At 59.6% G+C, this 23,609-nt stretch carries 22 protein-coding genes; 10 read left to right on the top strand and 12 right to left on the bottom strand.

Annotated elements, in window-relative coordinates; genetic code table 11:
* Window positions 1-27 precede the first annotated feature (27 nt).
* Both K3166_RS07950 and K3166_RS07945 read left to right on the top strand, forming a co-directional pair.
* The gene (locus K3166_RS07950) at window positions 28-1,986 is read left to right on the top strand and encodes a potassium transporter Kup (protein ID WP_221421750.1); all 1,959 of its coding nucleotides are present in this window, start codon (window positions 28-30) and stop codon (window positions 1,984-1,986) included.
* Window positions 1,987-2,008: 22 nt separating this feature from the next.
* Window positions 2,009-2,332, top strand: a complete 324-nt coding sequence (locus K3166_RS07945) for a low molecular weight protein tyrosine phosphatase family protein (RefSeq protein ID WP_221421749.1) — start codon at window positions 2,009-2,011, stop codon at window positions 2,330-2,332.
* Here K3166_RS07945 and K3166_RS07940 read toward each other — a convergent pair.
* Genes K3166_RS07940 through K3166_RS07920 form a run of 5 tightly spaced genes read right to left on the bottom strand, consistent with a single transcriptional unit; the run spans window position 2,329 to window position 7,508 of the window.
* Window positions 2,329-2,982 (bottom strand): inner membrane-spanning protein YciB, encoded by a 654-nt coding sequence (locus tag K3166_RS07940; protein ID WP_345719126.1) that lies wholly within the window; start codon window positions 2,980-2,982, stop codon window positions 2,329-2,331. The two genes, K3166_RS07945 and K3166_RS07940, sit on opposite strands and share 4 nt — an antisense overlap.
* Window positions 2,979-3,902, bottom strand: coding sequence for a signal recognition particle-docking protein FtsY (gene ftsY, locus K3166_RS07935; protein ID WP_221421748.1), 924 nt, complete (start codon window positions 3,900-3,902; stop codon window positions 2,979-2,981). The genes K3166_RS07940 and ftsY overlap by 4 nt, the downstream gene beginning before the upstream one ends.
* Complete coding sequence (gene mtaB / locus K3166_RS07930) at window positions 3,899-5,074, bottom strand: tRNA (N(6)-L-threonylcarbamoyladenosine(37)-C(2))-methylthiotransferase MtaB (protein WP_221421747.1); 1,176 nt, start codon at window positions 5,072-5,074, stop codon at window positions 3,899-3,901. Before mtaB ends, ftsY begins: the two co-directional genes overlap by 4 nt.
* Window positions 5,071-5,880 (bottom strand): diaminopimelate epimerase, encoded by an 810-nt coding sequence (gene dapF, locus K3166_RS07925; RefSeq protein ID WP_221421746.1) that lies wholly within the window; start codon window positions 5,878-5,880, stop codon window positions 5,071-5,073. The genes mtaB and dapF overlap by 4 nt, the downstream gene beginning before the upstream one ends.
* 41 nt (window positions 5,881-5,921) lie before the next feature.
* On the bottom strand, window positions 5,922-7,508 hold the full coding sequence (locus K3166_RS07920; RefSeq protein WP_221421745.1) for a putative bifunctional diguanylate cyclase/phosphodiesterase: 1,587 nt from the start codon (window positions 7,506-7,508) through the stop codon (window positions 5,922-5,924).
* Window positions 7,509-7,780: 272 nt separating this feature from the next.
* Between K3166_RS07920 and K3166_RS07915 the strand changes: the two genes are divergently transcribed.
* Complete coding sequence (locus K3166_RS07915; protein WP_221421744.1) at window positions 7,781-8,191, top strand: EVE domain-containing protein; 411 nt, start codon at window positions 7,781-7,783, stop codon at window positions 8,189-8,191.
* 13 nt (window positions 8,192-8,204) lie between these two features.
* Here K3166_RS07915 and K3166_RS07910 read toward each other — a convergent pair whose 3' ends face one another.
* Window positions 8,205-9,875 (bottom strand): thiamine pyrophosphate-binding protein, encoded by a 1,671-nt coding sequence (locus tag K3166_RS07910; protein WP_221421743.1) that lies wholly within the window; start codon window positions 9,873-9,875, stop codon window positions 8,205-8,207.
* Between the two features lie 149 nt (window positions 9,876-10,024).
* Between K3166_RS07910 and K3166_RS07905 the strand changes: the two genes are divergently transcribed.
* A complete protein-coding gene (locus K3166_RS07905; RefSeq protein WP_221421742.1) occupies window positions 10,025-10,219 on the top strand; it encodes a hypothetical protein in 195 nt (64 codons plus the stop codon).
* Window positions 10,220-10,223: 4 nt separating this feature from the next.
* Here the strand turns inward: K3166_RS07905 and K3166_RS07900 are convergent, their stop codons facing one another.
* Window positions 10,224-11,567 (bottom strand): MFS transporter, encoded by a 1,344-nt coding sequence (locus tag K3166_RS07900; RefSeq protein ID WP_221421741.1) that lies wholly within the window; start codon window positions 11,565-11,567, stop codon window positions 10,224-10,226.
* A 114-nt stretch (window positions 11,568-11,681) separates the two neighbouring features.
* Between K3166_RS07900 and pgsA the strand changes: the two genes are divergently transcribed.
* Window positions 11,682-12,275 carry a CDP-diacylglycerol--glycerol-3-phosphate 3-phosphatidyltransferase gene (gene pgsA, locus K3166_RS07895; protein WP_221421740.1) on the top strand — a complete coding sequence of 198 codons (594 nt, stop codon included), beginning with the start codon at window positions 11,682-11,684 and terminating at the stop codon, window positions 12,273-12,275.
* Here the strand turns inward: pgsA and K3166_RS07890 are convergent.
* Window positions 12,272-13,738 (bottom strand): oligosaccharide flippase family protein, encoded by a 1,467-nt coding sequence (locus K3166_RS07890; protein WP_221421739.1) that lies wholly within the window; start codon window positions 13,736-13,738, stop codon window positions 12,272-12,274. The genes pgsA and K3166_RS07890 overlap by 4 nt on opposite strands.
* 157 nt (window positions 13,739-13,895) lie before the next feature.
* Between K3166_RS07890 and K3166_RS07885 the strand changes: the two genes are divergently transcribed.
* Window positions 13,896-14,165 carry a hypothetical protein gene (locus K3166_RS07885; RefSeq protein WP_221421738.1) on the top strand — a complete coding sequence of 90 codons (270 nt, stop codon included), beginning with the start codon at window positions 13,896-13,898 and terminating at the stop codon, window positions 14,163-14,165.
* On the opposite strand, the gene K3166_RS07880 is transcribed toward K3166_RS07885, so the two are convergent.
* On the bottom strand, window positions 14,162-15,058 hold the full coding sequence (locus K3166_RS07880; RefSeq protein ID WP_221421737.1) for a hydrogen peroxide-inducible genes activator: 897 nt from the start codon (window positions 15,056-15,058) through the stop codon (window positions 14,162-14,164). The genes K3166_RS07885 and K3166_RS07880 overlap by 4 nt on opposite strands.
* Entirely contained in the window at window positions 15,055-16,257 is a 1,203-nt protein-coding gene (rnd, locus tag K3166_RS07875) for a ribonuclease D (RefSeq protein ID WP_221421736.1), read from the bottom strand. The genes K3166_RS07880 and rnd overlap by 4 nt, the downstream gene beginning before the upstream one ends.
* A 153-nt stretch (window positions 16,258-16,410) precedes the next feature.
* Between rnd and aspS the strand changes: the two genes are divergently transcribed.
* On the top strand, window positions 16,411-18,231 hold the full coding sequence (gene aspS / locus K3166_RS07870; protein ID WP_221421735.1) for an aspartate--tRNA ligase: 1,821 nt from the start codon (window positions 16,411-16,413) through the stop codon (window positions 18,229-18,231).
* A gap of 86 nt (window positions 18,232-18,317) precedes the next feature.
* Entirely contained in the window at window positions 18,318-19,301 is a 984-nt protein-coding gene (locus tag K3166_RS07865; protein ID WP_221421734.1) for a tetratricopeptide repeat protein, read from the top strand.
* 53 nt (window positions 19,302-19,354) lie between these two features.
* Here K3166_RS07865 and K3166_RS07860 read toward each other — a convergent pair whose 3' ends face one another.
* Entirely contained in the window at window positions 19,355-19,786 is a 432-nt protein-coding gene (locus tag K3166_RS07860; RefSeq protein WP_221421733.1) for a ferritin-like domain-containing protein, read from the bottom strand.
* Between the two features lie 109 nt (window positions 19,787-19,895).
* The gene (locus tag K3166_RS07855) at window positions 19,896-21,866 is read right to left on the bottom strand and encodes a serine hydrolase domain-containing protein (protein ID WP_221421732.1); all 1,971 of its coding nucleotides are present in this window, start codon (window positions 21,864-21,866) and stop codon (window positions 19,896-19,898) included.
* A 149-nt stretch (window positions 21,867-22,015) separates the two neighbouring features.
* On the opposite strand from K3166_RS07855, the gene K3166_RS07850 reads away from it, so the two are divergent.
* Window positions 22,016-22,252, top strand: coding sequence for an acyl carrier protein (locus tag K3166_RS07850; RefSeq protein WP_006834437.1), 237 nt, complete (start codon window positions 22,016-22,018; stop codon window positions 22,250-22,252).
* A gap of 94 nt (window positions 22,253-22,346) precedes the next feature.
* On the top strand, window positions 22,347-23,606 hold the full coding sequence (gene fabF / locus K3166_RS07845; protein WP_221421731.1) for a beta-ketoacyl-ACP synthase II: 1,260 nt from the start codon (window positions 22,347-22,349) through the stop codon (window positions 23,604-23,606).
* The last annotated feature ends 3 nt before the right edge of the window (window positions 23,607-23,609 follow it).

The raw sequence follows: 23,609 nt of genomic DNA, 5'->3' as shown, positions 1-23,609 counted from the left end.
TGACACTATGCGGCCGGACTTCCTCCTTTGACGAACGATAATGCCACTCCCAGCGAAGCGGTACCTGATGATGGTGCACGCCGCGAAGGACCAGGCCAAACGCATAGCCACGGTCACGGTGCTTCGAAGACGGCGCTTGCGGTGGGCGCTGTCGGTGTCGTGTTCGGCGATATCGGCACCAGCCCGCTATATGCGTTCCGCGAAACCTTCTCCGGTGCGGCGAACATCGCCATCGACCGGATGCACGTCCTGGGCGTCGTCAGCCTGATCTTCTGGTCCATGCTGATCGTCGTTTCGATCCAGTATGTCACAATCCTGATGCGGGCCGACAACAAGGGGCAGGGCGGTAGCCTTGCTCTCGTTGCGCTTCTGAGCCGTCACATTGGCAAATCACGCTGGGGTTGGCTCGTCGTTCTGCTCGGGGTCTTCGCGACGTCGCTGTTCTACGGCGACTCGATGATTACGCCTGCTATTTCCGTCCTGTCGGCGGTCGAGGGTTTGGCGGTCGTCAATCCGGGCCTCAGCCCGCTGGTGATCCCCATCGCGCTGGTTCTGCTGGTTTTCCTGTTCATCTTGCAAAGCCGCGGCACCGCCAAGGTTGGCGCTTTGTTTGCCCCCGTCATGATCGTATATTTCGTGACGATTGCGGGCCTTGGTCTCAACCAGATCTGGCAGAACCCTGACATTCTGTGGGCGCTGAACCCCTATTATGCCGTGATGTTCTTCGTGACAGACGGGGTGGTAGCCTTCCTGGCGCTCGGCGCAGTGGTCCTCGCGGTGACTGGCTCTGAAGCGCTTTATTCCGACATGGGCCATTTCGGACGCGGACCTATGCGACTGTCGTGGTTCGGCTTTGTCATGCCGTGCCTGCTGCTGAACTATTTCGGGCAGGGCGCAATGATTGCCGGTCTGCCGCCCGAACAGGCCGCCGAAGTCGTGCGCAATCCGTTCTTCCTGCTGGCGAGCGAGGAATACCGGCTGCCGCTCGTGATCCTCGCCACGATGGCGACTTTCATCGCAAGTCAGGCGGTTATCTCCGGCGCGTTCTCGATCACGCATCAGGCGATGCAGCTGGGCTTCATGCCCCGTATGTCGATCCGCCACACGAGCGAGACCGAAGCCGGCCAGATCTACATTCCGGTCATCAACTGGGCGCTGATGATCGCAGTGATTGTCTTGGTCCTGACGTTCCAGAATTCGTCCAGCCTCGCCAGCGCATATGGCATTGCCGTGACCGGGGCGGTCACTATCGATACACTCTTGATGGGCGCGCTGTTTGTCGGCGTGTGGAAATGGAAGTGGTGGTACGCCGCACCGGTGGTCGCCTTCTTCCTCATCGTAGACGGCGCTTACTTCGCAGCAAACCTCGTCAAGATCCCGGATGGCGGCTGGTTCCCGTTGGTGGTGGGGCTTGTGGCGTTCACGCTGCTGACAACTTGGGCCAAGGGCCGCAAGCTGATGCGCGACCGCATGAGCGAGACCGCGCTACCAATCGAAATCTTCGCCAAGAGCGCCAAGAATAGCGCTACCCGCGTTCCGGGTACTGCGATTTTCATGGCCAGCCAGACGGCCGGGGTCCCCTCGGCACTCCTCCACAATATCAAGCACAATAAGGTGCTCCACGAACGCGTGGTCATCCTGACGGTGCTGATCGACGATACGCCCTATGTCGATCAGAGCGAGCGGTGCGAGATGGTCGATCTTGGCGACGGCTTTTACCGTGCGGTGCTGCATTATGGCTTCATGCAGGAAACCGACGTGCCGCAGGGCCTGAAGGAAATGGAACGCTGTGGCGGCGAGTTCGATATGATGCACACCAGCTTCTTCCTCAGCCGCCAGACACTTCTGCCGAGCGATAAGCCCGGGATGCCGATCTGGCGCGAGAAGATCTTTGCTTGGATGCTGCGGAACGCGGCGACAGCGATGGATTTCTTCCGGCTGCCCACCAATCGTGTGGTTGAGCTGGGAAGCCAGGTCGAGATTTAATGCCGGACCTGCATTACCGCACATGACGAACGTGCTTTTTGTTTGCAGTCAGAACAAACTACGCAGCCCGACTGCTGAGCAGGTCTTTGCCGGCAGGTCGGACTTAGAAGTATGTTCTGCTGGAACTTATAGCGATGCTGAATACCCACTTAGCAGTGAATTGGTGCGCTGGTCCGACATCATCTTCGTGATGGAGAAGGCCCACCGAGAAAAAATCCGCCGCAGATACGCCGGCTCTTTGAAGTCAGCGCGCCTGATTTGCCTCGATATACCGGACAAATTCCGCTTCATGCAGCCGGAATTGATCACCTTGCTTAACAATAAGGTGCCGCCCCACCTGCCTTAGGCGCCAGTGGGCGGCTCATCCTTGAGCACTTCATCCGCATCGTCGAACGACAGACCGTTGCGCAGCAGCATCGGGATTTGCGTGAAGGTGAACAGGAAGGTCAGCGGCAGGAAGACCCACAGCTTGGCCCATAGCCAGCCCTCGAACGTCATGGTGCGAACCAGCACCTCGTTCAGCGCGGCAAGGGCGAAGAAGAAAAAGCCCCAGTTGCGCGACAGTTTGAGCCATCCTTCGTGGGTCACGCCTTCGAAGGCGGCTTCGAGCAGAACCTGCAGCCAAGCGCGATTTCTCAGCCACCCGATTACGAGCACGATGCCAAATAGTAGGTAAATCGCGGTCGGCTTGAATTGGATAAAACGTTCGTCTTGCAGCCAGATCGTCAACCCGCCGAAGCCGACAATAAGCGTGGTCGAAAGGATCAGCATGGGCGACACCTTGCCGAACTTCCACTTGCTGAACGCCAGCGCCACTACGGCGGCGATCATGAAAGCAATCGTACCGTATATGACGGCCGCGATTTCCCCAAAAGTCGATGTCGCCGGCGGTTCATAGAGCTTGTAGACACCCAGGAACACGAGCAGCGGGCCATAATCGACCAGCGTGTGCAACCAGCCGGTTTTCTGTTTGGGCTTGGCTTGTTCGCTCATCATGCAATTCCCGCAATTACGCGCGCGACCAGGTCTGGATCGAAGGGGCGCAGGTCGTCGATTTTCTCACCCACTCCGATTGCGTGGATCGGCAAGCCGTATTGTTCGGCCGCCTGAACCAGGACACCGCCGCGGGCGGTTCCATCGAGCTTGGTCATCACGAGGCCGGTCACGCCGGCCACTTCCTTGAAGACGTCGATCTGCGAAAGTGCGTTCTGGCCATTTGTCGCATCGAGCACGAGTACCACGTCATGGGGCGCTTCGGGGTTGAGGCGGCCGAGAACCTTTCTGATTTTGGCAAGCTCGTCCATCAATTCGCGCTTGTTTTGCAGGCGTCCGGCAGTGTCGACGATCAGCACATCGGTGCCAATTTCCGTGCCCTTCTTGACCGCGTCGAAGACGATAGAGGCCGGATCGCCGCCCTCTGCGCCGCGAACGATGGGGACGCCGACCCGGTCCGCCCATGTCTGGAGCTGGCCAATCGCTGCCGCACGGAACGTGTCCCCAGCGGCCAGCATGACGTTGTAATCGTCCTCGACAAACAAGTGAGCCAGCTTGGCAATCGTGGTGGTTTTCCCGCTGCCGTTCACACCGATCACCAGCACCACTTGGGGACGCGGAAAAGCGGTGATTTCCAGCGGCTTTGCAACCGGGCGCAGGATGGCCGCGATTTCCTCGGCCACTGCTTCCTTTAACTCGTCCGCACTGATTTCCAGGCCGAAACGTTTTTCCTTGAGCTTGGCTCGGATGCGCGCTGCGGCGCTCGGGCCAAGGTCCGACATGATCAGCGCATCTTCGACATCGTCGAGCGTTGCATCGTCGAGCTTGGCCTTGCTCACCACTTCGGTGAGGTTTTCCGTCAGGCGTTCGGAAGTCTTCTTGAAGCCGCCGAACAGGCGCTCGGTCCAGCTGGGTTTACTCATGCCAGGAGGTCGTCCTCGAATTTGGTCGGGGTGATGGTCAGGATTTGCCCCGGCTCGGTGCCTACGGGCAGGTCCACCCGCGCGAAGTTTTCCGCATAGCCGGTACCGTCGCGCTCTGCGAGGATACTGAGCGGCTTATCGACGAGTGACGCCAGCCACTCGGCCCGCGTATCAGCCACAGCTGCGCGCAATTGCGATGCCCTGTCCTTGATCGTTGTCCGGTCGAGTTGGGGCATCCGCGCGGCCGGGGTTCCGGGCCTGGGCGAATAGGGGAAAATATGGCCGTGCACGATGCCAAGCTCGCGAATGATCGAGAGGTTCGCCTGATGATGGTCTTCGGTTTCCGTAGGGAAACCGGCGATCAAATCGGCGCCTACAGCCAATTCCGGCCGGCATTCTTTCAGCCTAGCAACTAGATCGACTGCGTCGGCGCGCAAATGGCGGCGCTTCATGCGCTTCAGGATCAGGTCGTGGCCGTGCTGCAACGAGAGGTGGAGGTGCGGCATCATACGCCGTTCTGCAGCGAAAAGTTCGAACAGTTCCTCGTCGATCTCAATGCCGTCGAGCGATGACATGCGCAGGCGCGCAAGTTCGGGAAACGCATTGAGCACGGCGCGGACCATGCTTCCAAGCGAGGGTTCGCCGGGCAGGTCGTGGCCCCAGGAAGTCACATCGACCCCCGTGAGCACCACTTCGCTCGCGCCTTCGTCGACATGGCGTGCGACTTCGCTCAGGACTTCTTCGACGCTGAGCGATCGGCTTTTTCCTCGGCCTTGGGGAATGACGCAAAAGGTGCAGGCGTGATCGCAGCCATTCTGTACGGCCACGAAGGCGCGCGTGCGCTGCTTGGCGACCGGCGGGGCTTGTGGCGGCACATTCCAGGCGCGCGGGTCTAGTTTCGCCTCGTTGGCAATCAAGCCATCGACTTCAGGCATGGCGGAAATCTGTTCGCGTTCGATCTCTGCGGCGCAACCGGTTACCAGCAACCGCGCTGTGGGATTGTCGCGCCGCGCACGGCGGATTGCCTGCCGTGTCTGGCGAACCGCTTCGCTCGTGACTGCGCAGCTATTGACGACGACAAGATTGTCTTCGCCGGCCAGCATGGCGCGGATCCGCTCGCTTTCCGAAATGTTCAGACGGCAACCGAGCGACACGACACGGGGCGCGTTCATGCGTAATCGTCCCATTCGAAACTACCGCGGAAACTTTCGCTCGCCGGGCCGGTCATGCGGATATTTTCACCCTCGGACCAGCCGATCTGGAGGTCGCCGCCGGGAAGGGTAACCGTGACTTCACGATCGACAAGTCGGCGGCGCATGGCGATGACGGCCGTGGCACAGGCCCCTGTTCCGCATGCCCTTGTCAGGCCGGCACCGCGTTCCCACACCCGCAACCGAATATGCGACGGGCTGACGATGGTGGCCACATTCACGTTCACACGCTCGGGAAACAGCGGGTCGTTCTCGATTTCCGGGCCAATCCGATCGAGCGGGACGGCATCGGTATCGTCGACAAAGAGTACGACGTGCGGATTGCCGACGTTCACCGCGCCGGGGTTTTCCAGCATCTCCCAGCCCACCGGCATCGACAGAGTGTCCATGGGATAGGCGAGGGGGATTGCGTCCCAATCGAAGTGCGGCGGGCCCATGTCGACGCTCGCGCCGTCATCCGTTGGCGAAGCCAACAGCGCCCCGCCAGCTGTCTCGATGCGTGCTTCGCTGCCATGCAGCAGCGCGACTGCGCGCGTTGCATTGCCGCAGGCGCCCACTTCGCCGCCATCGTGGTTGTAAATCCGCATCCGAAAATCAGCGGTTTCGCTGGGTTGCAGCAGAATTAGCTGATCGCAGCCGATTCCCGTGAACCGATCGGCAAGGTTGCGGACCAGTGCCTGGCCGAGATCGGGCAATTCCTGCGCGCGTGCGTCCAGCACGACAAAGTCGTTGCCAAGGCCATGCATCTTGATGAACGGTACGCGCATTATGGCGCGCATCTATGCGCTGGAAGGGCCAGCGTCCAGTATCAGCCGGTAAGCTTGTCGCTGGCGGCTTTTTCGTTCCGTATCTCGCGGGCCTTGGCAAGGTCGGCCACATTCTGGTGCGATCCTGCCAGCATACCCCGCGCTGCGAGACGTTCGACCACCTTATCGGCCGGTTCGGGCCGACCATAGTGGTAGCCTTGGCCCTTCATCTTACCCATGCTTTTCAGGACTTCGAGGACAGCCTCGTTTTCGATGCCCTCCGCGGTGATTGGCAGCTTCAGGCCGTCGCTCATCGAGATGATGGCGTCCACCAAGGCAGAACCGTTTTCTTCCTGCTTCAATTCGCTGATGAAGCTGCGATCGATTTTCAGGCGGTCGAACGGCAAGCTGCGCAGCTGTGCCAAGCTGGAATAGCCGGTGCCGAAATCGTCGAGGCTGACGTGAACGCCCTGATTGCGCAGCGACGTGATCATCGAACGGACCATACCGATGTTTTCGTGCAGGCACGTCTCGGTGATTTCGATGTCGAGCCGATCCGGCGGGAAGCGGTGCGCGACCAGCAGCTTGAGGATCTTCTGTGAAAACCAGGGATCGCGCATCTGCACCGGCGAGATATTGACCGACAGCGTGAGGGTTGGGTCCCATTCTTTCGCATCTTCGAAAGATTGGGCGATCAGGCTTTCCGACAGCTCGCCGATTGCGCCGATTTCCTCGGCGATCGGGATGAAAATATCGGGACCGACGATGCCCAGCTCAGGCGATACCCAGCGGGCGAGCATCTCAAAGCCGACCAGTTCCTCGGTTTCGAGGTCAATCTGCTGTTCGTAATAGGGGACGAATTCGCCGTTCGCGATGCCATCACGAATGCCCGCCTCCAGCTTGTTGCGGAAGCGAAGCTCGTTTTCCATCGGCGGTTCGAACCAGTAGAAGCGGTTCTTGCCCTGCTTCTTGGCGTGATACATCGCGATATCCGCTTTGTGCATCAGGTTCTGCGCGGCCTGATCCCCGAGATCATCGCCCACCAGGTGAATGGAACTGGCGATACCGATGGATACGGTCACTTCAAGCGCCGAGCCTTCGTGTTTCACACTGCTCGCGACCTGTTCGATCATCCGCGTAACGAGGTTTTCGATCCGGTCGGGGGCATTGGCGTGATACGGCAGGACGCAAAGAAATTCGTCCCCGCCGATGCGGGCAAGCACGCCGCCTGCGGGCAGGACACGCTCGATCCGCTGGGCGGTGGCGCGCAGGACGGCATCGCCGGCCAGGTGTCCGTTCAGGTCGTTCACGCGTTTAAAATTGTCGAGGTCGACTGCAACAACCGCAAGGGAGCGGTCTTCGGTGCAGCCGGTCTCTAGCAGGATCGAAAGACGCTCCGCGAAACTGCGGCGGTTCAGACAACCCGTGAGGTCATCGATTTCAGCAAGGCGCCGCGCTTTTTCTTCGCTGATCCGGCGGGCTTGGAGTTCGGTGTTGAGGTCCTTGTATCGGTGCCAACCCAGCAAGATCAGCGCGATATTCAAGATCAGCGCGTTGGTAAGGATGACATCCGGCCCGCCCACGCCGCTCATCAAGGTCTTGAAGACGACCGGCATTGCAACGCCCGCCGTGCCTACGAATAGTATCATGGCTGCAAAGGCGATGCCCTGTGTAACCAGGTCGTGACGTGGGGTGGCGGCAGGACCCCGGGTCTTGCCGTCTAATTGCTTTTGCCGCTCTTTTGACGGTTTAAGGCCCAATTCGTCCCCCGGACACTTTAGATCGAGGGTTACTGATAGGGCGCGAAATCTAAGAACCGGTTAATCGGAACCGCAAGAGTTTACAGGCTTTCTGGCCTTGAGCTTTCCGGCGCGCTAGGCAGCGCCCGGACAGACAAATTTCCCTGAGGAGCAGACGTACAATGGCCCGTCACTGGCTGATGAAATCCGAACCGTTCAAATATAGCTGGGACGACCTTGTCGCGGAAAAAGAGGGAACCTGGGACGGTGTGCGCAATCACCGCGCCAAGAACAATCTGGCGGCCATGGAAGTTGGCGACCAGGTGTTCTTCTACCATTCGCGTGAAGGGCTGGAAATCGTCGGCATTTGCGAGGTCAGCGTAGCAGGTATAACAGACCCGACCGATCCCGAAGGCAAATGGGCGGCGGTCAAGGTTGTGCCCAAGACGAAACTGCCGAGCCCTGTGACCCTCAAGCAGATCAAGGCCGAACCAATGCTGGAAGATTGCGAACTGGTTCGACTGTCGCGCCTGTCCGTTGCCGAGATCAAGCCCGAGGAATGGTCGGTGATCATGTCAATGGCCGGGGTCTGATCCGGCTTTCGAATTAACTGCGAGCGCGCAGTCCGCTGACCGTCGCGCCGCTGGCTGCGAGCTGTTCGACTTCGATCAGGCAGTGAATAAGCCGCAGTCCGCTGCGGCCCTGCGCGGCGACGAGGGCGTCCTTGAACTGAGCGGTCGTTTCCGCACGGGCAGACCAGCCGCCGTAGGAAGTGGCGAGCGCCGCGAAATCGGGGTTGGCCAGCCGCGTCCCGCTGATCCGTTCTTCGCCCGGAAATTCGCGCTCCTGGTGCATGCGGATCGTGCCGTAAGCGCCATTGTCCACGACGATCACAATCAGGTCGGCGCCGTGCTGGACGGCGGTGGCGAGTTCCTGCCCGTTCATCATGAAATCGCCGTCACCGGCGACGGCAACAACGGTTCGCTCGGGGAAACGCAATGACGCTGCCACCGCAGCAGGCACGCCGTAACCCATTGCGCCGCACGTCGGAGCGAGCTGGCTTGGGTATCCTTCATACCGCCAGTAACGATGCCACCATCCGGCGAAATTGCCCGCTCCGTTACAGATGATGCTGTCCGCGGGCAGTGTGTCGCGCATGAATTGGACACATGCTCCCATGTCGAGCGTGAAATCGTTCGGCACGGCGGTGGCCCATTCCTGCCACTCTGCATTGGCCTGCGCTCCAGCGTCGAAATCGATGGCCTCACCGTCGTCCCACAAGGCTGCGCTTTCGGCGAATTCATCCATCTCCGCACAGATTGCTAGATCAGTGGGATATACCCGGTGAAGTTCTTCCGGGTCGGGATGGATGTGGATCAGCGTGCGGTCCTCAGCCTCCAGCGGCGGGACGGTATATCCATCGGTCGTCGCCTCCCCCAACCGGGCACCCACTGCCAGCACGAGGTCGGCATTTTTCACACGCTCGACCAGCTTGGGATTGGGGCCATAGCCAAGCGAGCCGGCATAGACGCGGCTGGAAGGCGAGATCGCGTCCTGCCTGCGGAAAGCGGTGGCAACTGGAATGCCGAGCCGTTCGGCGAAAAGCTGGAAATGTTCGCGGGCCTTCGCATTCCATCCAGCGCCGCCGACAATTGCAACGGGCGAGGCTGCGTCGGCGATGAGCGCCATCATCGCTTGCATGGCGTCGGGACACGGTGCCTGCGCCGGACGTTCGATCCGCTTGCGCGGCGCAGCCTGCGTGTCATGGCTGAGCATGTCTTCGGGCAGGGCGAGCACGACAGGTCCGGGGCGGCCCGAGATCGCGGTCGCGTAAGCGCGCGCAATATATTCCGGAATACGGTCAGCGCTGTCGATCCGTGCCGCCCATTTGGCAATCGGCCCAAAGAACGCTGCAAAGTCGACTTCCTGGAAGCCTTCACGGTCTCTCATGCCGGAATCGACATCACCCACGAACATGATCATCGGCTGCGAATCCTGCTGCGCCACATGGATGCCGATGCTGGCATTGGTCGCACCGGGACCGCGCGTGACGAAAGCCACCCCCGGCGTACCCGTCATTGCGCCGTCTGCGCACGCCATCATCGCAACGCCGCCTTCTTGACGGCAGGTGACGAGCTCAATGGTGTCCTGCTGCCCCAGCGCGTCGAGCACTTGCAGGAAGCTTTCGCCGGGAACGGTGAAAATCCGTTCGCATCCCTGCTCGATAAGGCAGTCGACGAGGAGCTTCGAAGCGGCGGGCGTGGGGCGTGATGTCATGGTTATGCCGATTAGCCCCGAGCGATGCTGCGCGCAATCGGCGTCGTCTATGCTGTGGGTATCCTTGGTAAACGCCCTTATTGTCCCGAATTGCGACAAGGCCATTTCTGCGGAACCCGGATGGTTAAAAATGCGTTAAAAGCCACATCATGAGACGCGCACTAGTCCTTAACAGCGAAGCCGCCCGCCACTGGCTGCGGGCAAGTCTACCCCATCGCCGGGCAATGTTTGCCGACGTTCCGCAGGAACAGGCGGTAGACTGGCGATTGACCGCTTCCGACGTGCGCGGCGCAGCGACCGTCTATTTTGCGACCTTCGCTGCCGTACTCACATTTATCGCCTGATAGTCTAGAACATCCGTTCCGCAATTGCGTCGCGTTCTGCGACCAAGAGCTTGCGCGCCAGCCAGGCGGATATCACGCACATCAATGCGCTGATGAGCACTTGCTCAACGATCGGCACGCCCGCAGCGCTCATCGCCATGGCGAGCAGCGAGCCGCAAACCATGGCCCCTGAATTGACGATGTTGTTTGCTGCAATCGTGCGCGACGCCTTTTCCGGCGCGACCCGCGTGGTGAGAAATGCGTAAAGCGGCACCACGAACATCCCGCCGGCCACCGATATGCCGAGCAGACAAAGCAGCAGCACAGTCGCCATCGGCCAGGCGAGAAACCCAGCCACATCGAGCAATTCTGTCGGCTGATCCGCCTGCCACAGCTTGGCTACCAGATAGAATGCAACCACGAACAGGCCCATGACGATGACTGCCTGCGGTGCATAGCGGGCCGAAACCTCGCCTTTGAGCAAGGCGTTGATTGCAATCGAACCGATGGCAATCCCGACCGAGAACACTACGAGGAACAGGCTGGCCACCTCCTTGCTCGCCATGATTACATTCTTGGCAAGCGGGGGAAACTGGATGAACAGCACCGCACCGATGGTCCAGAAAAAGCTGATGGCGATGATCGCGAAGAATACTTCGCGCGAATGCATCGTTTCGCGCACGAGCTGGATCGACGCGCGAAGGATGTGCCAATCAAGCTTCTCGGGAGCGCCTTGGGGCGGCGCGTCGGGCACTTGCCTGCTGACGAAATAGGCCACGACGGACGTCAGGATGATCCCGACCGCTGCAATTTCTACCGGGATCCAACCTGCCAGGATGGTGCCTGCAAGGATGGCGATATAGGTGCCTGCCTCGACCAGGCCCGTGCCAGCCAGGACTTCGTTTTTCCTGAGATGTTGCGGCAGGATCGCATATTTGATCGGGCCAAGGAATGTCGACTGGACGCCGGTCAAGAACAGGGCAAACAGCATCAACGCGATCGGTAGCGTAGTCTCGATGCCGAAAAGGTTGAGCGGAAGGTCATAGCCCTTCCAGGCCAAGTAGAGCCCGCTTGCCCCGATCAGCATCAGGATAATCTCGCAAAACTTCACCTTGCGGATGATCGCAGCCTTGTCGCGCATGTCGGCCAGTTGCCCGGCAAGTGCGGAAAGCAGGAAGAAGGGCAGGATGAACAGTCCCGAAGCGATTGCGCTGAACTGCCCTTCGGCTTCTTCGGAATTATAAATGCTGTACACTACAAACAGCACCATGGCGGTCTTGTAGAGATTGTCGTTAAAAGCATTGAAAAGCTGAGTGATGAACAGCGGTAGAAACCGTCTGCTGCGCAGCAAATGCGTAGATGTAAGCATGACCCCCCGCGCGCAACTTCGCGTCTCGGCGCCCTTGTGAGGAACAACAGAGGCGCGGACAAGGTAATTGTGCGGCTTTTGCGGCGGAGAGTTTGCGGTTAGGGGGATGCTATCATGTTGAGCCTGCCCAACGTCCTCACGCTCTCGCGCATTGTCGCGATCCCGCTCCTGGCTTTCCTGTTATGGTGGCCAGGTTGGGAAACCGGCTATCTTGCTGCATTCGTGCTGTATTGCGCGATGGGCATTACCGATTACTTCGACGGAATGCTGGCCCGTTCAAGCGGTGCGGTATCGAAGCTGGGCATTTTTCTCGATCCGATTGCGGACAAGATCATGGTGGCTTCGGTCATCCTCGTACTCGCTGCGCAGGGCGTCCTCCGCGGTCCGTATGTCGGCGATATGCACGTGATTGCCGGACTTATCATACTGGTCCGGGAAATCGCCGTTTCAGGCCTGCGCGAATTCCTGGGCGGGCTTCAAGTATCGGTCCCGGTGAGCAAATTGGCCAAATGGAAAACCACGTTCCAATTGATGGCGCTGGGATCACTTATTCTTGGTCAGGGCCTGCCGCGCTGGACGGTAATGATCGGCGATCTCGCGGCCAACGTCCCGCATACCGTGGGTCTCATCACCTTGTGGGCCGCCGCAATGCTGACGGTGATTACCGGCTGGGATTATCTCAGGGTCGGCCTGAAGCACATGGACTAGCCAAGGCGCGCAAATTTTCGCGCCACACGAAACAGTTCGCTCTCGCTCGATTTCGGGCGACCTGACACAAACCACAACACCCACAGCATTACGCCATAAAGTGCCGCGCCGACTGTCGCACGCCAGACCAGTTCGAGCAGGGGCGAGGGCGACAGACCCGGTAGAGCGCGAACGGCGAAATACATGATCGTTGCGGCAAAGAATGGCCTGACGACGGCGACCACGAACTGGACGATGCTGTGGCGCGCATAATACGCCATCACGAACAGACCCAGCAGCAAGGTCGCGATGCTCACGCCGAGGCCGGTTTGCGCGATCCGGAGAGGTGAGCCACCTGCGTCAGCTACCGCAATGACCGCCGCAAGCATCCCGGCCAACCCGGCAAGTGACACTAGCCCGGAAGCGCGCTCGTGCCCGCCGGCCTGCAGAGATGAGGCGATTAAGCGGAACACTGCCATGAGAGCGGTTGCGACCGCGATGGGTGCGACAAGCGGCACCGCGGCACCCCATTGATCCCCGAGAAAGACGCGGATGAAGAATTCGGCGACCGCGGCGAGCCCCAGGCCCATCGGAGCAGCCATCATCGCATATCCGCCAAGTGACCTGCTTATGCGTTCACCTTGCTCTGAGAATGCGCCGCTGCGCGCGGTAGTTACGAAGGTGACGCGGTTAAGCGCCATGGCAATTTCCTGCGTCAGGATGTTGGAAACATCCTTGCTGACCGAAAAAGCGCCGACAGTGCCGGTGTCGGCGGTCCGGCCAATCACGATCCGCTCGACCTGACTGTAGATTGTCTGCGCTACGACGCCGACGAAAATCCACAGTGAAACCCCGAGCAATTCTGCCCGGCGGGCGAGCGACAGGCGCGGCCGGTAAGGCTGCATCGTGTACGAAAGGATCGTCAGCAGCAGCGATTGTACGATCATTCCGGCAACCAGCGCCCAATAGGAACGCAGCCACAGGGCAAGGCCGACCGTAACGAAGAAGGAGACGATACGCGCCGTCCCCTTCATTTTCAGATCGCGCCCGAAGGCGAAATCGCGTTCGAACTCGACCACGCCGATATTCATCAGTCCAAGCATCAGGAAGCGCAAAGAAAGCGCATAGATCACCGGCTCGACGCGCGGTTCGGCGAAAAACGCTGCCGCCGGACCAGCAATCGCAAACAATACCAGCGCGAGCAGCGCGAACATCACGATCTGTATGGTCCAGGCGGTGTCGTAATAATCCCGCTCGAGACGATCCATCCGGAGCAGGGCCTGCTTCATGCCGAGATAGGAAAATGTCTCGACGAGGGCGACAGCGGTCATGGCAAGGCCCACGACACCGAAGTCCGACGGCGTCAGCAGGCGCGCGAGAATAAAGACCGATACCAGGCCGATAGCGCGCAGGACCCAGGTCAGCCCAACCGCGACAGCGGCGCCGCGGTAAACGCCGCGCGGTTTCCCAGCTTCTCCGCTCATCGATCGGCCGCGACTGTCTGTTTGCTTACCCGCATGATTCCCCAGAGGTCATCTTGATTGGCGATGACCAGACCGCTCCACCTTTAGTTTGGGCTGCGCGGGATTGCCAGACGCGTGGTCAACGGTTCCTTTACCATCGGCGATTAGAACCGCTCACATGAGTGCAACACTACATCTAGCTCTGGCTGCGCTGCTCAAGATTGGCGCTGTGGCGATCATCTTCAACGAGATCCGCGGGCTCGTCCTCGCGGTGCCAGTGCTTTATGGCCTGTATCTGTCCGGCGGAACTGCCATGGCAATATGGCTCGCGTTCTGCTCGCTTGGGGGTATAGCGCTGAGTGTGATCGTGCCGATGTTTGCCGTAAAAAAGCTCGACAAAGTCCTGAAATCGAAAGCGAAACAGGACAGCGAACCGCTCGCTGCCTAACCGGCGCGCAGTTCTTCAGCCAACAATTCGAAGTCGTCCCGGCGCGGGGAATTCTTGCGCCAGATGAGCGCTATTTCGCGGCTGGCCGCTTTGCTTTTTAGCGGGCGGGAAACCACTTCGGTGCCGTTCAATATACCTGCTTTCACCGCCATTTCCGGCAGCATCGTCAGACCAAGGCCATTGTCGACCATCTGGACCAGCGTGTGCAGGCTGGTGCCGATCATGGTCGCGCTGCCGCGCAGTTCAGGCCGGTTGCACGCAGCCAAGGTGTGTTCTTTGAGGCAATGACCGTCTTCGAGCAGCAGCAGACGGCCTTCGTCTATCATGTCAGCGGAGATCGTTGCGGGCGGATCGCGCGGATCGTCCTTGGGAAAGGCAACATAGAGCGGATCGTCCGCAATATGCGCTTGCTCTACCTCGCCAGTGGCAAAGGGCAGGGCAAGCAGCACGCAATCGACCCGTCCATGCTGGAGCGATTCGACGGCATCCTGGCTCGTCTCTTCCCGCAGGAACAGTTCAAGATCGGGGCGTTCCTTGCGCAAGCGCGGCAAGAAACGCGGCAGCATGAAGGGCGCGATTGTGGGTATCACGCTCATCCGCAATTGGCCGACAAGCGGTTTACCTGCGGCTTGGACCAGATCGGAAAGCTCTTCTGCCTCACGCAGGATGCGGTGCGCTTTTTCGACCACCTGATTGCCCAGCGCCGTAAATCGCACGACGCGGCGGCTGCGTTCGACCAAGGTCACGCCGAGGAGCGATTCCAACTCGCGAATGCCTGCCGACAGCGTTGACTGGGACACAAAGCTCGCCTCTGCCGCACGGCCGAAGTGACCATGTTCATGAAGCGCAACGAGATATTGAAGTTGCTTGAGCGTGGGGAGGTAAGTGCTCACTCTGCGGCCTGCGCGTCGCTCAGTTCGCTCTCCATGTCGTCGATGTGGGTCATCAGCAGCTTGCCGTCCTTGACCGCGAAGGCGAGGCGGCCCTCGACGAGTTCGAGCGCGTCCTTGCCGAAGACTTCGTAGCGCCAACCCTCGAGGATCGGCAGCTTGCGCACGCCGGCAGCCAGCGCTTCCATCTCGTCGGAACGGGTCAGGAGGCGGGCTGCAACGTCGATCTCGCGGGCCCGGATCTTGAGGAGCAGCTTGAGCAGGTCGGCGACCAATGCGCCTTCCTTGCCCAGCGGTGCGCCGCGCTTGGGCTTGTCGGGCATTTCGTCCTTTGGCAGCGGCTCTGCCTTGTCGAGCACCTTCAGCAGCCGTTTGCCTATGTCATTGTCACGCCACGCATTGGACAGGCCGCGAACCTTGGTGAGGTCGGCCTGTTTCTTGGGCGGATGGCTGGCAATATCCGCCAGAGTTTCGTCGCGCATGATTCGGCCGCGCGGAATGTTCTTGTGCTGCGCTTCGCCTTCGCGCCATGCGGCGAGCGCTTTCAGACGGCCCAGAACGGCAGGATTGCGGCCGGAAGAACGAATCCGCTTCCACGCAAGGTCCGCGTCATTCGCGTAATTGGCCGGATTGGCGAGCTTTTCCATTTCCGCATTAAGCCAGCCGCCGCGATCGGTCTTGATCAGCTTCTTGAGTATCTTGGGAAAGATTTCCGACAGATGCGTGACATCGCCGATGGCATATTCGATCTGTCGGTCGGTCAGGGGGCGGCGGCTCCAGTCGGTGAAGCGCGCTCCCTTGTCGACCGTGAAGCCGAGCCAGCTTTCGACCAGATTGGCATATCCAATCTGCTCCGACTGGCTGATCGCCATCATCGCGATTTGCGTATCGAAGATGGGGTGGGGCGTCTTGCCGGTGAAATTGTAGACAATTTCAACATCTTGCCCGCCAGCGTGGAAGACCTTCAGGACATCCTCGTTGTCGCACATGAGGTCCCAGAGCGGGCCCAGGTCGATCCCGCTCGCCAGCGGATCAATGGCCGCAGCTTCTTCCTCATTCGCGATCTGGATGAGGCACAGTTCCGGCCAGTACGTGTTCTCACGCATGAATTCGGTATCGACGGTGACGAAGTCGCTTTTCGCAAGGCGCTCGCATAGATGGGCCAGCGCATCGGAAGTGGTAATCAGATCATGTATTTTCATCGTATCTTTTCTTATCCTGAGCGGAGTACCGCTCTCGGCCCGGTTGGACTTGACAAAAATCCGCCCTTGCCCTGTTAGCGCGCGCGATTCCTGCTAGAGGAGCGCGGCGCTCGCGCCCCTAGCGGTATAACTCCGAAAATGGAAAGATTTTAGATGCACGCCTATCGTACCCACAACTGCGCACAGCTGGCCAAGACAAATGTCGGCGAAACAGTCCGTCTGTCGGGCTGGGTGCACAATAAGCGAGACCACGGCGGCGTGCTCTTCGTCGACCTGCGTGACCATTATGGCATCACCCAGATCGTTGCCGACAGCGACAGCGAAGCTCTGCCGGTGCTGGAACGGCTGAAGCTGGAATCGGTCATCACTATCGACGGCGATGTTAAGGCGCGCGACGATGTGGCGGTGAACAAGAACCTGCCGACCGGCGAAATCGAAGTGTTCGCCCGCTCGATCACCGTCCAGAGCCGGGCAGAAGATTTGCCGCTGATCGTGAACCAGGCGGAAGATTATCCGGAGGAAACCCGCCTGAAGTACCGCTTCGTGGATCTGCGCCGCGAGCGGGTTCACAACAACATCATGCTGCGCAACCGCGTGATCACTTCGCTGCGTCAGCGCATGACGGCGCAGGGCTTCTCCGAATTTCAGACGCCGATCCTTGGCGCATCCAGCCCCGAAGGCGCGCGCGATTACCTCGTGCCCAGCCGCCTGCATCCGGGCCGGTTCTATGCCCTTCCGCAGGCACCGCAGATGTTCAAGCAGCTGTTGATGGTCGCCGGTTTCGACCGCTACTTCCAGATCGCGCCCTGTTTCCGCGACGAAGACCTGCGCGCAGATCGTTCGCCCGAATTCTACCAGCTCGACTTCGAAATGAGCTTCGTGACGCAGGAAGACGTCTTCCAGGCAATCGAGCCGGTTCTCGCGGGCGTGTTCGAAGAGTTTTCCGGCGGCAAGACCGTGACCCCGGCTGGTGAATTCCCACGCATTCCATATGCCGAATCGATGCTTAAATACGGCACCGACAAGCCTGACCTGCGCAACCCGCTGATCATTTCGGACGTGACCCATCATTTCGAAACGAGCGGTTTCGGCCTGTTCGAGAAGATCGTCGGCGGCGGCGGACGTGTACGCGTCATTCCGGCTCCGAACACCAACGAGAAGAGCCGCAAGTTCTTCGACGAAATGAACGACTGGGCGCGCCGCGAAGGCTTCGCTGGCCTTGGCTATGTCACTCGCAAGGGCGGCGAGTTCGGCGGTCCGATTGCCAAGAACCACGGCACGGAAGGCATGGAAAAGCTTTATGCCGAACTGGGCCTGGGCGAAAACGACGGTCTGTTCTTTGCCGCTGGCAAGGAAAAGGACGCCGCCAAGCTGGCAGGTGCCGCACGTACCCGCGTTGGCGAAGTGCTCGAACTGATCGAAGAAGGTTGCTTCAAGTTCTGCTGGATCGTCGACTTCCCGATGTTCGAATATGACGAAGAGCTCAAAAAGGTCGATTTCAGCCACAACCCCTTCTCGATGCCGCAGGGCGAGATGGAAGCGCTGGAAACGCAGGACCCGCTCGATATTCTTGCTTGGCAGTACGACATCGTCTGCAACGGGTACGAGTTGTCCAGCGGTGCCATCCGTAATCATCGTCCGGACATCATGTACAAGGCGTTCGAACTGGCCGGATACTCGCAGGCCGACGTGGACGAAAACTTCAGCGGCATGATTGAAGCGTTCAAGCTGGGCGCACCGCCGCACGGCGGGTCTGCACCGGGCATCGACCGCATCGTGATGCTGCTGGCCGACGAGCCGAACATTCGCGAAGTGATCGCTTTCCCGCTAAACCAGAAGGCACAGGACCTGATGATGGGTGCGCCCAATCTCGTCAGCCCGCGCCAGCTACGCGATGTTCACATTCGCACCGTGGATGCGCCCAAGCCCGAAGGCGCGGAATCAACGCGTGTGGACCATGCCGGAGACGCGTAAGAGTTGATGACTGGATACTGCCAAGCGGCTTCATGCCTCGTTTAGACTGACGAAAATACAAGTGACCCCAGATCAAGGGGGTTATCATGAAGTCCGCATTGGCATTTCCGATCGCTGCACTCGCGCTTTTGGCAGCCGCGCCTGTCGTCGCGGAGACCCTGTCCATCGAAAGCATCGAACCCGCCGGTAGTGAAGCGCTCATCGGAGTGCGCACTATCGCGGTCGAACCCTTCCTTGGCCTTGGCGGAGACGATTTCCGCGCGCGCATGATCGCTTCACTGGCAAGTGCCAATGTCGACGGTCAGCCGCTGTTCGAAATAAGGAACGGTTTCGACCGCGACGATGCTGACATCGTGATCGGTGGGCGGCTCGGCTGGGATCAGACCATCTATTCGGTCGAGCCCGAAATTACGAAAAAGTGCGTGGAGCGCGACGATGACGACAAATGCATCAAGCGCGTTCGCAAGGTCATCCCGTGCAACCGCCTCGACGTGTCCATTTCCCCCGAATTGCATATCCGCGAAGCTGATGACGCCGAGCTGATTTTTGCGTTCTCGGATTACCGTACGAATGGCGTTACCCATTGTTCGAGGCATTCCTTGCCATCGAGTGACGGCATCGGTGAACGCCTGCTTTCATCGACCGTCAGCGATCTACGCCGTGAGTTGGCACCGCGGCAGGTGCGCACAGATCAGCGGATTCTGGAGCGCCGCGAAGGCATGAAGGGCGAAGGGCGCGAACAATTCAAGCAAGCGATCAAACTGGTCGAACACGACCCGATTGGTGCCTGCATGACGTTCCGCGAACTCGAAGCCGAATACCCAGCGCACGCGTCGGTGCTGTTCAATATCGCGCTGTGTTCCGAGGCGGACGGCAACTTCGAACAGGCTGTTGCCTATTACAACAAGGTTCTGGAGAGCGACGCTGGTCACGCGCGCTCACGGGGCGGAATTACCCGCATCGCAGCCACGCGGCTGGCCGAACAGCAACTGGCAGCCCACTTTGCGGACGAAGCGCTGGCTGAGGAAACATTGGCTTCGGATGGTCGCGGTGAAAGCGGCGCACCATAAAAAAAGGGCGCGGATCACTCCACGCCCTTTTTCTCGATTAGTTTTTTAGCGGATCAATCGAACTGCTTTTCGATCATGTCGCCAAACCGTTCGCCTTCGCAGATTTCAGCGTAGCACTGCTGCACGATGGCGCGCTCCTGCGCTTCCATCTGGGTGTCGTCGAGCGCTGACTTGAACTTGCCCTTGATGTAATCTTCGCCTTCTTCGACGCGCTCCGCTGCGGCTTCATCGTTGTTTTCGAATGCGCTCGTGATGCTCGCCCACATCTGGTGCGCTTCGCCGGCCATGGTGCCCTTGGTTACGAGTTCGTCACCCTGGCGCTGCAGCTCGGCATTCATCTGCTGAAGCGTCTGCTCGCGGTGCTGGCAGCGCTGCTGGAGAGCCTGCTTGAGCTGCGGGCTGTCGGCCTTTTCGGCTGCTTGACGATAGCCTTCGACAGAATCGAAAGCGGTGTCGGTCAGGCTCTTGAACACGGTGCTGGTCATAACATTATTACCTTTTTTGAATGAGTTATGACCTACCAACGGGGATAATAGGAAAAAGGTCCGGGATAATTCGCCCGGACCTTTCCGTATGTCGCTCTAAAGGCTCCGATCAGCCCGGAAGGCGAGTGAACACGTACTCATGCTGCCCATCGTCAAGCACCAGAACTGTCCCGCCATCACGCTGCGACACGAGGATCGATGAGCCGAACATGCCAGGCGCGGTCATCACCAAAGATTGCGATCCATCCTCATTCTTGCGGGTGGCAAGTTCTGAACCGATCGAAGTCGACTGGAGATGCCACGCGTCGCCTTTGCGCGCCAAGGTCAGCGGTCCGAGATCGTCGTTGGTGTAACGACCCGCGAGCTCCGCCATCATTTCTTCGTCCGGAGCTGTTTCCAGTTCGCTTATGAACTTGGACCGGCCTTCCTCGCGGCGGGCCAGGCCATTTGCCAACTCATCAGCAGCGCGGTCTTGGCCGTCATACAGGATCTCCAGCCACTTGCGCTGGACTGCACCGACCAGACGGCCGCCGGTGTCGGAGTTGGTGAGGATCACGATACCGGCCCCCGCTTCCGGAATTGCGAACCAGTTGCTCTTGTAGCCGACGAGGCTGCCGCCATGGCCGATGATCGAGATACCGTTGCTCCGGTCATCCGACAGACCCATGCCATACCAGGCATTTTCGGACGTCTTGACGTTGTGCTTGCGCCGTTCGAGCAAGGCATCCTCGTCGATATAGCGTTCGCCATTGGGCAAGAGTCCGCCCGATAGCTCGTTCATGACGTATCTCGCCATATCATGAGGCGTCGACCAGGCCGCACCGGCGGGGCGGTAAGGCTCGATGGTGTAGTTCAGGTCCATCGGTGCCTGAACCAGCTCGTCGGTGATGTCGTAATCATACGGCAACGCCCAATTGCCCTGCATTGCCAGTGCATTGTCGAAAGTGGTCCGGGTCATCGCGAGAGGTTCGAAAACGCGCTCGTCCATTGCACGGTCGAATGCCTCGCCCAATTCCATGTCAGGGTAGATGATATGACCGCCAAGGAATCCGGCGGCCGAGGCCATGAGGTTGTTGTACTGGAATGTCTCACCGAATTCGGTGGTCGGCTCGGTTGCGGCAAGCTGCATGAACGTGTTTCGTGCCGGCGTTCCGGGCGGGGTATTGAAAATCCACTCCATGTCCTTGCGCGGGAGACCGGTGCAGGCGCACACGAGGTGTTTGACCAACGTCTTGGAAGTGGTTGAATCGCTGCCCAGGCGGAAGTCCGCGTAATAGTCCGTCACCGGCCTGTTCCAGTCCAGGCGCCCCTCTGCGACCAGCGTCGACAGCAACAATGTCGCCATGCCCTTGGTGTTGGATGCGATCATGAAGCGGGTGTCTTTATCCACTTCCTCCCCGGTCTGGAGGTCACGAACGCCCAGACCGCCTTCAAAAATAACCTTGCCGTCTTCAATCAGGGCAAGGCCAACGCCGGGCACGCCGACATTCTCCATCGTGGATTCTACGAAGCCCTTCAGTTCAGCCATGCGTTCAGGCGTCATTGGATTGGCCTGCTTGCCCGCAAATGTCTCTTTCTCGAAGCCGGAGGGTCTGAGCGATCCGGCTGCCTGTGAAATCTGCGCGCCGCGTTTGGCCATCGTAGCTTGCGCGCCTCTAACCAGGACAACGGTCCAAGCATCACCCTTGCGCAAGGCCACTCCGACAAGGGCCAGTTTTTCTGCCGGAGATATCTCGTAGGAAATATTGGTGATCTGGTCCCAGCCGTCACGCGGACTGCCATCCTGTGCCAGCCGAACCTCCCGGTTGAATGCTGGATCGAACTGCTGCCACGCCAATTTGACCGCATCACTTGCGTCGGCCGCCGTTTCCACCGGAAGAAGCGCGATCGTCGCGTCACCCTCTGGCGCGGTAAACACCGTAGCACTGCCCCGTTGTGCGCTGGTCCAGCCAGGGATCGGGTTCATTTCCGCTCCCGAGCCGACCGCCATCTTTTCAGGAGGGACTGCATCCTGCGCTGAAAGGGCAACCGGTGCAGTCGCGATCAGCAAGGCTGCAAAAATACTACGGGCAGGTTTCATGGTTCTCTCCCTATCGACGAAGTCGTTGTTTTATCGTGGGCGAACCGTTGTGCGTGTCACTAACACACTGTCCCCCCTTGCGCTACATCGCGCCGTTCATTAGGGCGAAACCCAATTTGCAAACCCCCAGGAATTCGAGAGGGATAAAAATGAGCGATACTGCCGACCGCGTGCAGAAGATTGTTGTTGAGCACCTCGGCGTTGAAGCCGACAAGGTGACACAAGAAGCCAGCTTCATCGATGATCTTGGCGCTGACAGCCTCGACATCGTCGAGCTGGTCATGGCGTTCGAAGAAGAATTCGGCGTCGAAATCCCCGATGATGCGGCTGAGAAGATCACCACCGTCGGCGATGCCACGAAGTACATCGAAGAGCATAAGGGCTAATCCCCTCCAAGGCTCAGTTTCCCGCCCAGAGCGGGACCGGACAGGCCCGACCCGATAGCGGGCCGGGCCTGTTGTCTTTTATGCGGAGAATTTCATGCGTCGTGTGGTCGTAACCGGACTTGGCCTCGTCACCCCCTTGGGCGGCGATGTCGAAACAACGTGGTCCAACCTTATCGCAGGCAAGAGCGGGGCAGGGCCTATCACCCGCTTCGATGCCTCGAATCAGAAGGCGCGGATCGCCTGTGAAGTGAAGGGCAAGGACCACGAATACGGTTTTGATCCCGACAAGCGTGTCGATCACAAGGTCCAGCGCCAGGTCGATCCCTTCATTATTTACGGGATTGATGCAGCTGGCCAGGCATTCGAGGATGCCGGGCTTGAAGGCATGGATCAGGCGACCAAGGAACGCACTGGCGTTTCGATTGGCTCGGGCATCGGCGGACTGCCGGGCATCGAACTTGAATCAATCAATCTTCATGAACGCGGCCCGGGCCGTGTCTCGCCGCACTTCGTTCACGGGCGCCTGATCAACCTGATCAGCGGCCAGGTCTCGATCAAATACGGCCTCATGGGCCCCAACCACGCGGTTGTGACGGCTTGCTCGACAGGTGCGCACTCCATCGGCGATGCGGCGCGCATGATCGCGCTGGACGATGCCGACATCATGCTGGCAGGCGGCGCGGAAGGCACTGTCAACCCGCTCGGCGTGGCTGGCTTTGCACAGGCCCGTGCGCTCAACATGAGCATGAACGACACGCCCGAAAAGGCCAGCCGTCCCTACGACAAGAACCGTGACGGCTTCGTCATGGGCGAGGGCGCCGGTGTCGTGGTGCTGGAAGAATACGAACACGCCAAAGCGCGCGGCGCGAAGATTTACGCCGAAGTCGTCGGTTACGGACTGTCAGGCGATGCCTACCACGTGACTGCACCGCATCCCGAAGGCAAGGGCGCGGAACTCTCCATGCGCATGGCGCTCAAGAAGTCCGGCCTTGGCCCGGGCGATATCGATTACGTCAATGCGCATGGCACATCGACGATGGCCGATACGATCGAACTGGCAGCGGTGAAGCGTGTATTGGGCGACGATCTCAGCGGAGCATCGATGAGCAGCACCAAGTCCGCCATTGGCCACCTTTTGGGCGGTGCAGGTGCGGTCGAGGCGATTTTCTGCATCCTCGCGATCCGCGATCAGGTGGTGCCGCCAACGCTCAACCTCGACGATCCTGATGAAGGAACCGAGGGCGTCGATCTCGTGCCGCACACAGCCAAGAAACGCGAAGTCAAAGCCGCGCTCAATAACAGCTTCGGTTTCGGCGGCACCAATGCCTCGCTGATCGTGAAGAAGGTCGATTGATAT

Origin of the sequence: Qipengyuania psychrotolerans (genome assembly GCF_019711355.1) — a bacterium.
Classification (GTDB): domain Bacteria; phylum Pseudomonadota; class Alphaproteobacteria; order Sphingomonadales; family Sphingomonadaceae; genus Qipengyuania; species Qipengyuania psychrotolerans.
Note: the sequence above shows the minus strand (reverse complement) of the source record. Positions and strands in the feature narration are given on the sequence as shown.

What these genes read in the sequence shown, in the direction of transcription:
- dapF (WP_221421746.1), bottom strand. Translation starts at nt 5,880, where the DNA reads ATGCGCGTACCGTTCATCAAGATGCATGGCCTTGGCAACGACTTTGTC.
- K3166_RS07945 (WP_221421749.1), top strand. Translation starts at nt 2,009, where the DNA reads ATGACGAACGTGCTTTTTGTTTGCAGTCAGAACAAACTACGCAGCCCG.
- rnd (WP_221421736.1), bottom strand. Translation starts at nt 16,257, where the DNA reads ATGAAAATACATGATCTGATTACCACTTCCGATGCGCTGGCCCATCTA.
- K3166_RS07885 (WP_221421738.1), top strand. Translation starts at nt 13,896, where the DNA reads ATGAGTGCAACACTACATCTAGCTCTGGCTGCGCTGCTCAAGATTGGC.
- K3166_RS07865 (WP_221421734.1), top strand. Translation starts at nt 18,318, where the DNA reads ATGAAGTCCGCATTGGCATTTCCGATCGCTGCACTCGCGCTTTTGGCA.
- mtaB (WP_221421747.1), bottom strand. Translation starts at nt 5,074, where the DNA reads ATGAACGCGCCCCGTGTCGTGTCGCTCGGTTGCCGTCTGAACATTTCG.
- K3166_RS07940 (WP_345719126.1), bottom strand. Translation starts at nt 2,982, where the DNA reads ATGATGAGCGAACAAGCCAAGCCCAAACAGAAAACCGGCTGGTTGCAC.
- K3166_RS07905 (WP_221421742.1), top strand. Translation starts at nt 10,025, where the DNA reads ATGAGACGCGCACTAGTCCTTAACAGCGAAGCCGCCCGCCACTGGCTG.
- fabF (WP_221421731.1), top strand. Translation starts at nt 22,347, where the DNA reads ATGCGTCGTGTGGTCGTAACCGGACTTGGCCTCGTCACCCCCTTGGGC.
- K3166_RS07915 (WP_221421744.1), top strand. Translation starts at nt 7,781, where the DNA reads ATGGCCCGTCACTGGCTGATGAAATCCGAACCGTTCAAATATAGCTGG.
- K3166_RS07860 (WP_221421733.1), bottom strand. Translation starts at nt 19,786, where the DNA reads ATGACCAGCACCGTGTTCAAGAGCCTGACCGACACCGCTTTCGATTCT.
- K3166_RS07890 (WP_221421739.1), bottom strand. Translation starts at nt 13,738, where the DNA reads ATGAGCGGAGAAGCTGGGAAACCGCGCGGCGTTTACCGCGGCGCCGCT.
- K3166_RS07910 (WP_221421743.1), bottom strand. Translation starts at nt 9,875, where the DNA reads ATGACATCACGCCCCACGCCCGCCGCTTCGAAGCTCCTCGTCGACTGC.
- K3166_RS07850 (WP_006834437.1), top strand. Translation starts at nt 22,016, where the DNA reads ATGAGCGATACTGCCGACCGCGTGCAGAAGATTGTTGTTGAGCACCTC.
- pgsA (WP_221421740.1), top strand. Translation starts at nt 11,682, where the DNA reads ATGTTGAGCCTGCCCAACGTCCTCACGCTCTCGCGCATTGTCGCGATC.
- ftsY (WP_221421748.1), bottom strand. Translation starts at nt 3,902, where the DNA reads ATGAGTAAACCCAGCTGGACCGAGCGCCTGTTCGGCGGCTTCAAGAAG.
- K3166_RS07855 (WP_221421732.1), bottom strand. Translation starts at nt 21,866, where the DNA reads ATGAAACCTGCCCGTAGTATTTTTGCAGCCTTGCTGATCGCGACTGCA.
- K3166_RS07920 (WP_221421745.1), bottom strand. Translation starts at nt 7,508, where the DNA reads ATGATACTATTCGTAGGCACGGCGGGCGTTGCAATGCCGGTCGTCTTC.
- K3166_RS07900 (WP_221421741.1), bottom strand. Translation starts at nt 11,567, where the DNA reads ATGCTTACATCTACGCATTTGCTGCGCAGCAGACGGTTTCTACCGCTG.
- aspS (WP_221421735.1), top strand. Translation starts at nt 16,411, where the DNA reads ATGCACGCCTATCGTACCCACAACTGCGCACAGCTGGCCAAGACAAAT.